General features: G+C 62.1%; 11 protein-coding genes. 4 read left to right on the top strand and 7 right to left on the bottom strand.

The features are described from left to right. Nucleotides 1-9 precede the first annotated feature (9 nt). The 6 genes from prmA to OPU96_RS21305 form a co-directional block, all read right to left on the bottom strand. Nucleotides 10-888: a 50S ribosomal protein L11 methyltransferase gene (gene prmA / locus OPU96_RS21330; protein WP_226455671.1), complete on the bottom strand. Its 879-nt coding sequence runs from the start codon at nt 886-888 to the stop codon at nt 10-12. 262 nt (nt 889-1,150) lie between these two features. Continuing rightward, entirely contained in the window at nt 1,151-2,512 is a 1,362-nt protein-coding gene (gene accC / locus OPU96_RS21325) for an acetyl-CoA carboxylase biotin carboxylase subunit (protein WP_010213490.1), read from the bottom strand. A 17-nt stretch (nt 2,513-2,529) separates the two neighbouring features. Further along, nucleotides 2,530-2,994 (bottom strand): acetyl-CoA carboxylase biotin carboxyl carrier protein, encoded by a 465-nt coding sequence (accB, locus tag OPU96_RS21320; protein ID WP_226455672.1) that lies wholly within the window; start codon nt 2,992-2,994, stop codon nt 2,530-2,532. Between the two features lie 24 nt (nt 2,995-3,018). Continuing rightward, the gene (aroQ, locus tag OPU96_RS21315; protein ID WP_017738538.1) at nt 3,019-3,474 is read right to left on the bottom strand and encodes a type II 3-dehydroquinate dehydratase; all 456 of its coding nucleotides are present in this window, start codon (nt 3,472-3,474) and stop codon (nt 3,019-3,021) included. Nucleotides 3,475-3,649: 175 nt separating this feature from the next. Then, nucleotides 3,650-4,693: a methyl-accepting chemotaxis protein gene (locus tag OPU96_RS21310; RefSeq protein WP_498559646.1), complete on the bottom strand. Its 1,044-nt coding sequence runs from the start codon at nt 4,691-4,693 to the stop codon at nt 3,650-3,652. A gap of 971 nt (nt 4,694-5,664) precedes the next feature. Further along, nucleotides 5,665-7,335, bottom strand: coding sequence for a diguanylate cyclase (locus tag OPU96_RS21305; RefSeq protein WP_498559637.1), 1,671 nt, complete (start codon nt 7,333-7,335; stop codon nt 5,665-5,667). Nucleotides 7,336-7,635: 300 nt separating this feature from the next. Between OPU96_RS21305 and OPU96_RS21300 the strand changes: the two genes are divergently transcribed. The 4 genes from OPU96_RS21300 (at nt 7,636) to speA (ending at nt 11,867) form a co-directional block, all read left to right on the top strand. Then, entirely contained in the window at nt 7,636-8,703 is a 1,068-nt protein-coding gene (locus OPU96_RS21300; protein ID WP_192300187.1) for a DUF2333 family protein, read from the top strand. A gap of 2 nt (nt 8,704-8,705) precedes the next feature. Further along, nucleotides 8,706-9,242, top strand: coding sequence for an NUDIX hydrolase (locus OPU96_RS21295; RefSeq protein WP_498559636.1), 537 nt, complete (start codon nt 8,706-8,708; stop codon nt 9,240-9,242). Between the two features lie 195 nt (nt 9,243-9,437). Beyond that, nucleotides 9,438-9,809 (top strand): translation initiation factor Sui1, encoded by a 372-nt coding sequence (locus OPU96_RS21290; protein WP_005784408.1) that lies wholly within the window; start codon nt 9,438-9,440, stop codon nt 9,807-9,809. Between the two features lie 144 nt (nt 9,810-9,953). Beyond that, nucleotides 9,954-11,867 (top strand): arginine decarboxylase, encoded by a 1,914-nt coding sequence (gene speA, locus OPU96_RS21285; protein ID WP_192300185.1) that lies wholly within the window; start codon nt 9,954-9,956, stop codon nt 11,865-11,867. Nucleotides 11,868-11,923: 56 nt separating this feature from the next. On the opposite strand, the gene OPU96_RS21280 is transcribed toward speA, so the two are convergent. Continuing rightward, the gene (locus OPU96_RS21280; RefSeq protein WP_498559635.1) at nt 11,924-13,261 is read right to left on the bottom strand and encodes an MATE family efflux transporter; all 1,338 of its coding nucleotides are present in this window, start codon (nt 13,259-13,261) and stop codon (nt 11,924-11,926) included. Nucleotides 13,262-13,434: the final 173 nt, after the last annotated feature.

Below are 13,434 nucleotides of genomic sequence, written 5' to 3'. Positions count from 1 at the left end.
GCGCTCATTCTAGCGCCGACGGCCGCTGATGCGTACCCAGCCATCACGGTTGGCGATGGGGTCCAGCTCGAAATCCTGGGCATAGGCGGCGGCAACATCTTCACCTTGCTCGGCCAGGATGCCCGACAGGGCCAGGCGGCCACCGGGCCTGACCAGGCTCGACAGCTGCGGCGCCAGCGACACCAGCGGCCCGGCGAGGATATTGGCGACCAGTACGTCGGCCTGCACCTGGGGCAATTGCTCCGGCAGGTAGAGGGGGAATTTGCCTTCAGCGATGTTGTTGCGCCCGGCGTTGTCGCGGGAGGCTTCCAGGGCTTGCACGTCGATATCGGTGCCGACGGCCTCCTTGGCGCCCAGCAACAGGGCAGCGATCGCCAGAATCCCCGAGCCGCAGCCGAAGTCCAGCACATTGCAGTCGTGCAGGTCCTGGCCGTCCAGCCATTCCAGGCACAGTGCGGTGGTTGGGTGGGTGCCGGTGCCGAATGCGAGGCCCGGGTCCAGCAGCAGGTTCACGGCGTCAGGTTCTGGCGCGGCGTGCCAGCTCGGTACGATCCACAGGCGCTGGCCGAAACGCATCGGCTGGAAGTTGTCCATCCAGCTGCGTTCCCAGTCCTGGTCTTCGATGACTTCGCTGTGATGCTCCGGCAGCGGTGCGCCGGTGAGCAGTTCCATATGGGCCAGCACGCTGGCGGCATCGGTGCCGTCTTCGAACAGGGCGAGCAGATGGGTGTGCGACCACAGCGGGGTGGTGTTGAGTTCGGGTTCGAAGATCGGCTGGTCTTCGGCGTCCATGAAGGTGACCGAAACGGCGCCGACTTCGAGGAACGCGTCTTCATAGGTTTCGGCTTGTTCTGGGCTGATGGCGAGACGGACTTGCAGCCAAGGCATGGCGGGCACCTTTGAAAAAATTGAATGTGCGACGGGTGGGTCGCGAAAGGGCGCAAGTTTACGCGAGCGGCGGGAGGGGTGTACACATAACAAATGTGGGAGCGGGCTTGCTCGCGAATGCGGTGCGTCAGCCAAGATATTATTCACTGACCCACCGCATTCGCGAGCAAGCCCGCTCCCACAGGGGAATGTATCCCGCCAGTAAAATCCGGGGGCCAGAAACAACAAAACCGCCCGAAGGCGGCTTTGTCGGGTGGAGCGCTTACTGGTTGGCCAGCTTGTGTTCCAGGTAGTGAATGTTCACACCACCTTCGCAGAAGCCTTCATCGCGGACCAGGTCCCGGTGCAACGGGATGTTGGTCTTGATGCCGTCAACCACGATCTCGTCCAGGGCATTGCGCATGCGGGCCATGGCCTCGTCGCGGGTCGCGCCCCAGGTGATCAGCTTGCCGATCAGCGAGTCGTAGTTGGACGGAACCTTGTAGCCGCTGTACAGGTGCGAATCCACACGTACGCCGTTGCCGCCGGGCGCGTGGAAATGCTTGACCAGGCCAGGGCTTGGGATAAAGGTTTTCGGGTCTTCGGCGTTGATGCGGCACTCCAGGGAGTGGCCGTGCATCTTCACGTCGTCCTGGGTAAAGGACAGCGGGTTGCCGGCGGCGATGCTCAGCATCTCCTTGACGATGTCGATACCGGTGACCATCTCCGAAACCGGGTGCTCCACTTGCACGCGAGTGTTCATCTCGATGAAGTAGAAACGGCCGTTCTCGTAGAGGAACTCAAAGGTACCGGCGCCACGGTAGTTGATGTCGATGCACGCCTTGACGCAACGAGCCAGTACTTCCTGACGCGCTTTTTCGTCCAGGCCCGGTGCCGGTGCTTCTTCCAGTACCTTCTGGTGACGACGTTGCAGCGAGCAATCGCGGTCGCCCAGGTGGATGGCGTGGCCTTGGCCGTCGGAGAGTACTTGCACTTCCACGTGACGTGGGTTGGTCAGGTACTTTTCCAGGTAGACCATCGGGTTGCCAAACCAGGCACCCGCTTCGGAGCGGGTCTGCTTGGCCGCTTCGATCAGGTCTTCTTCCTTGTGCACCACGCGCATGCCGCGACCACCACCGCCACCTGCGGCCTTGATGATCACCGGGTAGCCGACTTCGCGACCAATGCGCAGCGCGGTTTCTTCGTCTTCAGGCAGCGGGCCGTCAGAACCGGGAACGGTTGGCACGCCGGCTGCGATCATGGCGTCCTTGGCAGAAACCTTGTCACCCATCAGGCGAATGGTTTCGGCTTTCGGGCCGATGAAGGCGAAGCCGGATTTTTCCACCTGTTCGGCGAAATCGGCGTTTTCCGCGAGGAAGCCGTAGCCTGGGTGGATGCCATCAGCGCCGGTCACTTCCGCGGCAGCGATGATGTTCGAGACCTTCAGGTACGAGTTCGTGGCCAGTGGCGGGCCGATGCAGATGCTTTCGTCCGCCAGTTTCACGTGCATCAATTCGGTGTCAGCCGTCGAGTAAACAGCGACGGTCTTGATGCCCTCTTCCTTACAGGCGCGCAGGATACGCAGCGCGATCTCGCCGCGGTTGGCGATCAGGACTTTTTGCAGTTTCTTCGCAGGTTTCAACATCGAAGGCGCTCCGCGGTTCAAACGATGGTGAACAGCGGCTGGTCGTACTCAACCGGCTGACCGTTTTCTACCAGGATGGATTCGATGACGCCGGCTTTTTCAGCGGTGATGTGGTTCATCATCTTCATCGCTTCAACGATGCAGATGGTGTCGCCCACTTTCACGGTCTGGCCCACTTCAACGAAGGCTGGCGAGGTTGGCGCCGGGGTGCGGTAGAAAGTACCGACCATTGGCGACTTGACCACGAAACCGTTCAGCACTGGAGCGGCTGGCGCTGCAGGAGCGGCGGCAGCGGCTGGCGCAGCAGCAGCAGGAGCGGCGGCAGGAGCCGGTGCTTGCATTTGCGGTGCGTAGAACTGTTGGGCCGGGGTCTTGCTGTGGCGGCTGATCCGTACGGACTCTTCGCCTTCCTTGATTTCCAGCTCGTCGATGCCGGACTCTTCCAGCAGCTCGATCAGTTTCTTAACTTTACGGATATCCATGAATCATCAACTCCCAAGGGTCGGTCAGGGGCGCTTGGCCGGTTGTTCAATGTGTTCCAGGGCGGCCTCCAGGGCCAGTCGGTAACCGCTGGCGCCAAGGCCGCAGATCACTCCTACCGCTACGTCGGAGAAGTAAGAGTGATGGCGGAAAGCTTCGCGTTTGTGCACGTTGGACAAATGCACTTCGATGAATGGGATGCTCACCGCCAGCAGCGCGTCACGTAATGCAACACTTGTATGCGTAAAAGCGGCGGGATTGATCAGGATAAAGTCCACGCCTTCGCCGCGCGCGGCATGGATGCGATCAATCAATTCATACTCGGCATTGCTTTGCAGGTAGAGCAGATGGTGGCCGGCTTCACGGGCCCTGCGTTCCAGATCGAGGTTGATCTGTTCCAGGGTGACTGCCCCGTAGACGCCCGGTTCGCGGGTGCCGAGCAGGTTCAGGTTGGGTCCGTGTAGAACCAGAAAGGTCGCCATCGGCTGTTCCTTGTTATTGATGTGGGTACGGCAGAACCCGGCGACTATGCCGCAAAGCCTTTGTGACTGTCCAGTTCTATGCAGTAGGCAGCACGATTAGCGAGGATAGCGCAAAATTTGTGACTGCGAGCCTGGATCCGGTCAGTGTGGGAGCGGCATCCAGGCTGAGACCGGGTTAAACGCGGAACGCCTGGACAGCGGTGTTGAGCTGCCCGCCGAGCACCAGCAGATGCTCGCCCTGGCTGCGGCCCTGGCCGATGCGCAGCAAATTGTCCTCACCCAATTGGTGAATCCGCTCGCTGTTGTCACGGATTTCGCTGACCGCGCTGCTCTGCTGCGCGGTCACATCGGCAATGCGCACTGCTGTGGCGGAAATGGTCTGGATCGCCCCGACGATTTCATCCAGTGCACCGTCGGCCGCCTGGGCCTGCTGGGCGGTGGCTTCGGCGTGTTCGACCTGGGCGCGCATGCCTTGCACCGATTGGTGCGCAGCGGCTTGCAGGCCGGCGATCAGGGTCTGGATTTCGGCGGTGGCGCCGGCGGTGCGCTGCGCCAGGGAGCGCACTTCGTCGGCGACCACGGCAAACCCGCGTCCGGCTTCACCGGCCCGGGCGGCCTCAATCGCCGCGTTGAGCGCGAGCAGGTTGGTCTGGTCGGCAATCGAGCGGATCACCGTCAGCACGCCGCCGATGGTCGCGGACTCTTCAGCGAGTTTCTCGATCATCTGCGCATTTTGCTGCACTTCACCTACCAGCGCATGTAGCCCGGTCAGGCTCAGGCCGATCACCCGTTGGCCCTGTTCCACCGCGTCACCGGCGCTGCGGCTGGCCCCGGCGGCCTGGCTGGCGTCGCCGGCGACTTGTTGAATGGTCGCTTCGAGTTCGCCCAGGGAGTCGCGGATCTGCGCGGTGTCGCCGGCCTGGCGCTCGGCGCCGTCATGCAGGCCGCTGCTCAGTTCGGCCAATGCACGGCTGCTGCCGGCGACTTCCTCGGCATTGCCGCGAATGGTGCCGACCAACGCCACCAAATAGGCGCGCAGGCGGTTCAGCGACGCTTCAATGTCGTGCAGTTCGCGGTTGGTCTTGCCCAAGGCAATCGACTGGCTGAAGTCGCCTTCGGCCCAGGTCGACAGGGCCGGTGCCAGGTTGGTCAGGACTCGCGCCAAGCGGCGTTGCAGGGTGTCGATCAGCAATGCGATCAGCAGGATCAGACCGATCATCACGCCTTGCATCACCCGCACTTCGCCCTGGATCTTGCCGTGCTGCGCGCGCACCACCGGCTCCAGGCTGGCAATGGCTTGTTGCACGGCGTTGATTTTCAGGTGAGTGGCGTTGGCCAGGTCGGCCCGCTGCTGGATCTGCTCGCGAGTGCGCTTGAGTTCGGCGGGGTAGCGGGTCAGCAGGCTGTTGAGTTCGCGCTTGAGGTCGACGCCGGTGTCCTGGGCTTCGGTTTTTTCGCTGTTTTCCAGGCCCATCAGGGCGGAGAAGTCGTCGGCGCTGGATTCGGCGCTGGCCTTCACGCCCAGCAGCGGCAGCTGTTCCAGCAGGTCCGCCTGGCTGCGGATGTTGCCGACTTCGCGCTCCACATCATCGGCGAGTTCCGCACGGCCGCTGCTCACCAGCTTGTCGCGGGCCAGGGACAGTTTGCCCAGGTGTTGCGACGCGGCCAGCAGCGGCGGCAGGTAGCGCGCGGCCTGGGGGGAATTCACGCCGATGGCGTATTGGCTCAGTTGCTCCAGGTTCGCGCCCAATTCGCGCTCGGCTTGCAGCAGCAGGGCTTGCGGGTCGCCGGCCAGCTTGCCGGCAGCGAGCAGGTCGGTCTTGCTGAAGGCGTCCAGGTCCACAAGGCTCGGGCGCAGATTTTGCGCGAGGTCGGCAGGCAGTTCATCCAGATGTTGCAGCAGGTTTTCCAGGCTCTGGCTGGCGCTGCTCAAACGCAGGGCGTCGCCGCTGGCGAGGTAGTCGTCGATATTGCGCGCGGCCTGGTTCTGGAAGGTCTGGGACAGGCTCAGGTAGCGCTCCATCAGCAAATACGGACGCTCCAGTGCCCGCTGCGACCACCAGAGTGTCGCACCGAGCGCCAGGCACACAGCCACGAGCAGAAGGGTATTGAGATTGGTCAGCAGCTTCAGGCGCATGCGGGATTTCAACCGACAGCAAAAGGTAAGTGCCTGAAGTTATTGCGCTTTCATTACAAGGTTATGACGGAATCAGTGGATTCCGGTGAAAAGGTGGCACTTTGCTTTGATGTGCGCGCCGCTTGTACTCGGTTGCGTCCGGCGTTCTTCGCGCGGTACAGCGCCTCGTCGGCCTGGGCCGCCATCATCAGGCTGTCGGAACCGTCGCACAGCTCCACAACCCCTGCGCTGAAGGTGCACCACAAGTCCTGCGGCTGGGCCGGGTAGTGAATTTCGGCAAAGCGCCCACGGATTTCGTCCAGCACCTTGCAGGCCGATTCCAGGTCGGTGTCGGGCATCACGATGGCGAATTCCTCGCCGCCGTAGCGCCCGATGTAGTCCGTCTTGCGCAGGCGCTGCTTGAGAAACAGCGCCAGGCTCTTGATCACGCGGTCGCCCATGGGGTGGCCGTGGCTGTCGTTGACCCGCTTGAAGTGGTCAATGTCGAGCATGGCAAAGCTCAGCGGCTTGTTCTCGCGGCGCGCACGGAAGCTGCAGTCTTCGAGCAATTGCAGGATGTGGGTGTGGTTGTACAGGCCGGTCAGGCTGTCGCGCACCATGCGCGCCTTGAGGTGGCGGGCGCGGGCGGCGCGGTTGCGCACAGTGGTGATCAGGTGGCGCGGCTTGATCGGCTTGGTCAGGAAGTCGTCGCCGCCCTCGCTCATCGCGTCCAGCTGTTTGTCCAGGTCATCTTCAGCCGACAGGTAGATGATCGGCACGCTGACATAGCGGTCGTTATGGCGGATCACCTTGGCCAGTTCGGTGCCGGTGCAGGCGGGCATGTACATGTCGAGGATGATCAGGTCGGGCTGGAAGTCCGCCAGCTCGGCCATGGCCTGGATCGGCTCGATCAAGGTGCGGGTGACGATGCCGGCACTGTTGAGCAGGCGTTCGGTGTGCAGGGCCTGGGCGCGCGAGTCGTCGATGATCAGCACTTTATACGGCTCGTACTGGGCGACGCAGGTGAGCACTTCGATCTTCTCCAGCAGGCTGGAGGCTTCCAGGGTGCCGGTGAGGAACTCCTGGCCACCGGCGCGCACGGCGGCGAGACGGGTCGGGGTGTCGGTTTCGTGCAGGCTGAAAAACAGCAGTGGCAGTTTTTGCTCCAGGCCTTCCTGGGCTTCGGCGGCCAGCTTGAGGCCCAGGCCGGCGCCGCAAAAGTCCACGTCCATGACGATGGCCGACGGCAAGCGCTCGGCCATCGACGCTCGGAACGCCGGCACGCTATCCAGGGACTGCGCGCTCATGCCAAAAAATTCCAGCTGCTTGGCCAGGCGCTCGGCGCGCTCGTGATCGGCGAGCATCACGTAGATCGGCTTGCGCATCGGTGGCAGGAAGGTTTGTTCGAGCTGGTCGCCCTGGCGCAGCCCGGTGCGCGACAGGCGCTGCATCAGGCGATTGAGTTCGGTGATCAGGTGGCTGCTGAGGCGGCCACGGTTTTCGTCGACTTGCTTGAGCGATTCGCCGATATGCCGCGCCAACTGGCCGTGCTCCGGCTGCTCGAAGCGCTCGGCAAAACGCTGCAGGCGCAGGTTGGCTTCGCTGAGTTCGGAGAGGTCAGCGTTGGACCATTCACTGCGTTGCAGGCGCTGCCAGATCTCAAGAATTTGACGTGCCTGATGAATTACCCGCTGGGCAAAATGGTGCTTGAGACGCTCACGGCTGGGGTCTTCTGGCTCGGTCATATCCTGACTACTAGTAAGGCTGCATGCTGAGGTCGAACTGATGGCTCTATGCTAGCACCTCTTTTCTGTTGCATGAGTGTCATACGTCAATTAACTGCGAGACTTACGCATTCAATTTTCGACTCATCGGTCGCGCAGCGTAAAAAGCGTGCATCCTTTATAGTCGAACGTCCCGTATGCGCCACTTTCGTTTAAAAGCCCCGCGCTGACGGGCACGATGGGGTAGGGTTGTGGTCGGAGTGTTTGAACGCACCCGGACAATAGACGTGCATGAACTCAAGTGATTGAAAGGATCCCGCCATGCTGGACTGGAAAAACCGCGCAGACAGTACCAAAGGCCCCGCCCCCGAACCCAAGTCGGCCAACCGCAGCTACTTTCGCAGCCTGCTGATGAGCCGCGCCGTGCTCAGCCTGCTGGGCTTGTACCTGTTGGTCACGGGTGCCCTGGGGTGGTATTGGAGCGCAGAGCCGGCGCTGTTCCCGGTCCAGCAAAATGCGCAGATTGCCGCCGAGAAGGAAGGCAAGCAGATGGTGGTGGGCTATACCACCGTCGAAACCCTCAAGACCGTGGTCGGCACTTTGCTGGACAAGCCCGGTGGCTATATCTCCAACGACCGTTTCCCGCCTGGCCTGTGGATGGACAACATGCCCAGCTGGGAATACGGCGTGCTGGTTCAGGTGCGTGACCTGACCCGCGCCCTGCGCAAAGATTTCGCGCGTTCCCAGTCGCAGTCGGCCGAAGACGCGGACCTGGCCAAGGCCGAACCGCGCTTCAACTTCGACAACAAGAGCTGGGTGCTGCCTTCCAGCGAGTCCGAGTACCAGGAAGGCATCAATTCCCTGAGCCGCTATGAAGCGCGCCTGTCCGACCCGAACCAGCGCGGCGCCTTGTTCTATGCACGTGCCGACAACCTGAACAACTGGCTGGGTGACGTGGCGACCCGCCTGGGTTCGCTGTCGCAGCGCCTGTCGGCCAGCGTCGGCCGGGTGAAACTGAACACCGCGCTGAAAACCGAAGCCCTGGCGCCGGGTGAAGTGCCGCAGGTCGATGAAGAAGTGGTGGAAACCCCATGGATGCAGATCGACAACGTGTTCTATGAAGCCCGTGGCCAGGCCTGGGCGCTGTCCCACCTGCTGCGCGCCATCGAGGTCGACTTTGCCGATGTACTGGCCAAGAAAAACGCCACGGTCAGCGTGCGCCAGATCATCCGTGAGCTGGAAGCCTCGCAGGAACCGGTCTGGAGTCCTATGATTCTTAACGGCAGTGGCTTCGGCGTACTGGCGAACCATTCGCTGGTGATGGCCAACTACATTTCCCGGGCCAACGCTGCAGTGATCGACTTGCGTCAGCTCCTCAACCAGGGTTGATGATGGACGCTACTCAAAACGAGGCCGCACACCGTGCGGCCTCTGATGCTGAACTGATCTGCTGGGTTGACGAACAGGACAGGCTCCTCGGTCACCTGGTCAGGTCCGACCTGCGCCAGCGCGGTCTTATCGGCCGTTGCACCTTTATCTTCCTGTTCAACTCCAAGGGCGAGCTGTGTGTGCATCGACGCACCCTGAGCAAAGCCTTGTACCCCGGTTTCTGGGATACGGCGGCGGGTGGGATGGTCGCAGCGGGGGAGAGCTACGCCGATTCGGCGGCCCGCGAGCTGGAAGAAGAACTCGGTGTGGCCGGGGTAGCACTGGTCGAGCATGATCACTTCTATTTCGCCGACGGCGACAGCCGGCTCTGGTGCAAGTCCTACTCTGCCGTGTGGGACGGGGCGCTGCGTTTGCAGCCCGAAGAGGTCATGGAAGCGCACTTTCTGCCCCTCGACGTTATCCTTCAGGAAGCTGAACAAAAGCCCTATTGCCCGGACGCCCAGGAGGGCCTGCGTCGCTATCTGGCCCTGCGTCGCTAAACTTGCATAAATTGGCGCGATTTGGCCCTTAGCAAGTCGGCTTTTTGCCGTTACACTGCGCGACTTTTCACCCGAGCCTTCCTGCTATTAGGAGTGGGGCGGTTCGGTAGCGCTGCCCCTGCCTGAGTGGGGCTTCGCGGTCGGTAGTCCCGTTGCGGGCACCGATCTGTCTTTGTCCTCCCAAGAGGATTGCCGGTGGCCAAAAAAGCCGCATCCTTCGCCGCCCTTGGTGGCCTGGTATTTTCCACCGACGCAGGTCGACACTGCCCGGACTGTCGTCAGCCCGTGGATTCGTGCACCTGCAAACAGACCCTGATCCCTGAAGGCGACGGTATTGCCCGCGTGCGACGCGAGAGCAAGGGCCGTGGCGGCAAGACGGTGACCACCATCACCGGCGTGCCGTTGGCCGAGGATGCCCTGAAAGAACTCGCCACCACGCTGAAAAAGCGTTGTGGCACCGGTGGCGCGTTGAAAGACGGCGTCATCGAGATCCAGGGCGATCACGTCGAGTTGCTGTTGGCCGAGCTGATCAAGCTCGGGTACAAGGCCAAGAAGTCCGGCGGCTGAAAGCCTCTTCCCGACCTGTGTCTAAACTCTGTCCTGCAAGTGGGGTCCTACCTCTCGCGCAGGCAAATCGTCATTTTCATTCTTTAGACTGCGCCAGCCTCTGATAGGGGGCTGCGCCTTCGACTTCATTTATAGGGGACTTCGATGTCCGTACGACGCACACGCAAAGACGATGGCAGCCAATGGACAGTTGCGGACAGCCGCAGTGTTTACGGGATTCGCCATTGGGGGGCCGGGTATTTCGCGATCAATGATGCCGGTCGCGTTGAAGTCCGTCCGAACGGCCCGAACAGCACGCCTGTCGACCTTTACGAGCAAGTCGACGAGCTGCGCAAGAGCGGCCTGTCCTTGCCGCTGCTGGTGCGCTTTCCCGACATCCTGCAAGACCGTGTACGCCAGCTGACCGGCGCCTTCGATGCGAACATCGAGCGCCTGGAGTACCAGAGCAAGTACACCGCTCTGTACCCGATCAAGGTGAACCAGCAGGAAGCGGTGATCGAGAACATCATCGCCACCCAGAACGTGTCCATCGGCCTCGAAGCCGGTTCCAAGCCTGAGCTGCTGGCCGTGCTGGCCCTGGCGCCGAAGGGCGGCACCATCGTCTGCAACGGTTACAAGGACCGTGAGTTCATCCGCCTCGCGCTGATGGGGCAGAAACTCGGCCACAACGTGTTCATCGTGATCGAGAAAGAATCCGAAGTCGGCCTGGTGATCGAAGAGGCCGCCAGCCTCAAGGTCAAGCCACAGGTCGGCCTGCGCGTGCGCCTGTCGTCCCTGGCGTCGAGCAAGTGGGCGGACACCGGCGGCGAGAAATCCAAGTTCGGTCTGTCGGCGGCGCAGCTGCTGTCGGTGGTCGAGCGCTTCCGCGCCGCCGGCCTGGACCAGGGCATCCGCCTGCTGCACTTCCACATGGGCTCGCAGATCGCCAACCTGGCGGACTACCAGCACGGGTTCAAGGAAGCCATTCGTTACTACGGCGAACTGCGCAACCTCGGCCTGCCGGTGGATCACATCGACGTCGGCGGCGGCCTGGGCGTGGACTACGACGGTACCCACTCGCGTAACGCCAGTTCGATCAACTACGACATGGACGACTACGCCGGCGTGGTGGTGGGCATGCTCAAGGAGTTCTGCGACGCCCAGAGCCTGCCGCACCCGCATATCTTCTCCGAAAGCGGTCGCTCGCTGACTGCCCACCACGCCATGCTGGTGGTGCAGGTCACCGACGTCGAGAAACACAACGACGAAATCCCGCTGATCGAAAACAAGGAAAGCCTGCCGGAAACCGTGCAGTGGCTGGTGGACCTGCTCGGTCCGACCGACATTGAAATGGTCACCGAAACCTACTGGCGCGCCACCCACTACATGAGCGACGTGGCCGCCCAGTACGCCGACGGCAAACTGACCCTGGCGGAAAAGGCCCTGGCCGAACAGTGCTACTTCGCCGTGTGCCGCCGCCTGCATAACTCGCTCAAGGCCCGCCAGCGCTCGCACCGCCAGGTGCTGGACGAACTCAACGACAAGCTGGCCGACAAGTACATCTGCAACTTCTCGGTATTCCAGAGCCTGCCGGACACCTGGGCCATCGGCCAGGTCCTGCCGATCCTGCCGCTGCACCGCCTCGACGAAGAGCCGTTGCGCCGTGCGGTGTTGCAGGACCTGACCTGCGACTCCGACGGCAAGATCAAGCAGTACGTCGACGAGCAGTCCATCGAGACCAGCCTGCCGGTGCATGCGTTGAACGAAGGTGAGGATTACTTGCTGGGCATCTTCCTGGTTGGTGCTTACCAAGAGATCCTGGGCGACATGCACAACCTGTTCGGTGATACCGATTCGGTGAACATCTACCAGCGTGAAGACGGTTCGGTGTACAGCGCCGGGATCGAGACCCATGACACCATCGAAGACATGCTGCGTTATGTGCACTTGTCGCCGGAGGAGTTGATGACCCACTACCGCGACAAGTGTGCGAGCGCGAAGATCTCTGCGTCTGAGCGTACCCAGTTCCTCGACGCCTTGCGCCTGGGCCTGACGCGTTCGTCGTACCTGTCCTCATAAGCACAGTCGACGGCGATCCAAGATGTGGGAAGGGGCTTGCCCCCTCCCACATTTTTTTATCCAAGCCACTGGTCCTGCCGGTTCAGTCGCCACGCAATCGCCCACAAAGTCAGGCTGCGCAGCGCCATGAACAGCAGGAAGGTCAGCCACAGCCCGTGGTTGCCCAACCCCTGCAACAGCCAGGCTAACGGCAGCGTCAACAGCACCGTCAGCAACATGCCATTGCGCATCTCCCGCGCACGGGTAGCGCCGATAAACAGGCCATCGAGCAAATAACTCCACACCGCAATCAACGGCAATACCGCCAGATACGGCAAGTAACGGTCAGCCGTTTCGCGCACGCTGGGGATGTCGGTCTGCATGGCGATAAACAAGTGCCCGCCGACCGTGAACAGCAAGGCAAAACCGACGCTGGCGATCAGCGACCAACCGCCGGCGACCACCAGTGAACGCCTTAGCGCCTGACGGTCGTGGGCACCGATGGCATGGCCGCACAGGGCTTCGACCGCGTGGGCCAATCCGTCCAATGCGTGGGCGGTCAGCAACAGGCCGTTGAGCAGCAACGCGTTGGCCGCCACGGTGGCATCGCCCAAGCGCGCGCCCTGCACGGTGATCATGAAAAACACCGACTGCAGCGCCAGGCTGCGGATAAAAATGTCGCGGTTCACCGCCAGCAGCGGGCGCCAGCTCTTCCATCGTTGCAACGCAGCCCAAGCGATATGCCCGGGGTAGGCACGCAGGGCTTTTTGCGTGAGGGCCAGGCCGAGCAGGGCGCCGGTCCATTCGGCGATCACCGAGGCTCGAGCCGAGCCGACCACCCCCCAATCCAGGCCAAGCACAAACCACAGGTTCAGGGCGATGTTTACCAGGTTGGTCGTCAGCAGAATCGCCAACGGCGCGCGGGCGTTTTGCGTGCCGAGGAACCAGCCGACCAGCGCATAACTGGCGAGGGCGGCGGGCAAGCCGAACAGGCGGGTGTGGAAAAAGTCCTGGGTCAGTTGATTGAGCTCGGGGGAGGGCTGCATCCATTCCAGCGCCAGATGGCTGAAGGGAATACCTACCGTGCCCAGCAACATCGCCAGCCCCAGCGCCAACAGTAACCCTTGCAGGAGGATTTGCCGCAACGCCGCACCATCATTGCGCCCAGCGGCCTGGGCAGCGAAACCGGTGGAGCCCATGCGCAGGAAGCCCATGGCCCAGGCCAGGAAGGTGTACAGGCTGGCGCCGACGGCCACGGCGCCCAACTGATGGGCGTGGGGCAAGTGGCCGATGACCATGCTGTCTACCAGGGCCACCAACGGCACCGAGATGTTAGAAAGAATCATCGGCGCAGCTAAGGCCCATACACGGCGATGAGTAGGGCGGTCGCGCCAGTCGGTCAGTAAGGTGGACATGCAGGCTCCTCGGGAGAGCGGCATTGTAACCGGCACTCCTTGTCATCGCAGGACCAATGTAGGAGCGGGCTTGCTCGCGAATGCGGTGGTTCAGTAATAGATGTGTCGACTGACACACCGCCTTCGCAAGCAAACCCGCTCCCACACAAGCCCGCTCCCACATTTTGATCTTC

The sequence above is a fragment of the Pseudomonas sp. RP-B7 genome, assembly GCF_059803535.1.
Note: the sequence above shows the minus strand (reverse complement) of the source record. Positions and strands in the feature narration are given on the sequence as shown.

Bases quoted from the DNA above. Each gene is read 5' to 3' on its own strand.
- OPU96_RS21310 (WP_498559646.1), bottom strand. From the start codon at position 4,693: ATGATCGGTCTGATCCTGCTGATCGCATTGCTGATCGACACCCTGCAA.
- speA (WP_192300185.1), top strand. From the start codon at position 9,954: ATGTCCGTACGACGCACACGCAAAGACGATGGCAGCCAATGGACAGTT.
- aroQ (WP_017738538.1), bottom strand. From the start codon at position 3,474: ATGGCGACCTTTCTGGTTCTACACGGACCCAACCTGAACCTGCTCGGC.
- prmA (WP_226455671.1), bottom strand. From the start codon at position 888: ATGCCTTGGCTGCAAGTCCGTCTCGCCATCAGCCCAGAACAAGCCGAA.
- OPU96_RS21300 (WP_192300187.1), top strand. From the start codon at position 7,636: ATGCTGGACTGGAAAAACCGCGCAGACAGTACCAAAGGCCCCGCCCCC.
- accC (WP_010213490.1), bottom strand. From the start codon at position 2,512: ATGTTGAAACCTGCGAAGAAACTGCAAAAAGTCCTGATCGCCAACCGC.
- OPU96_RS21305 (WP_498559637.1), bottom strand. From the start codon at position 7,335: ATGACCGAGCCAGAAGACCCCAGCCGTGAGCGTCTCAAGCACCATTTT.
- OPU96_RS21280 (WP_498559635.1), bottom strand. From the start codon at position 13,261: ATGTCCACCTTACTGACCGACTGGCGCGACCGCCCTACTCATCGCCGT.
- accB (WP_226455672.1), bottom strand. From the start codon at position 2,994: ATGGATATCCGTAAAGTTAAGAAACTGATCGAGCTGCTGGAAGAGTCC.
- OPU96_RS21295 (WP_498559636.1), top strand. From the start codon at position 8,706: ATGGACGCTACTCAAAACGAGGCCGCACACCGTGCGGCCTCTGATGCT.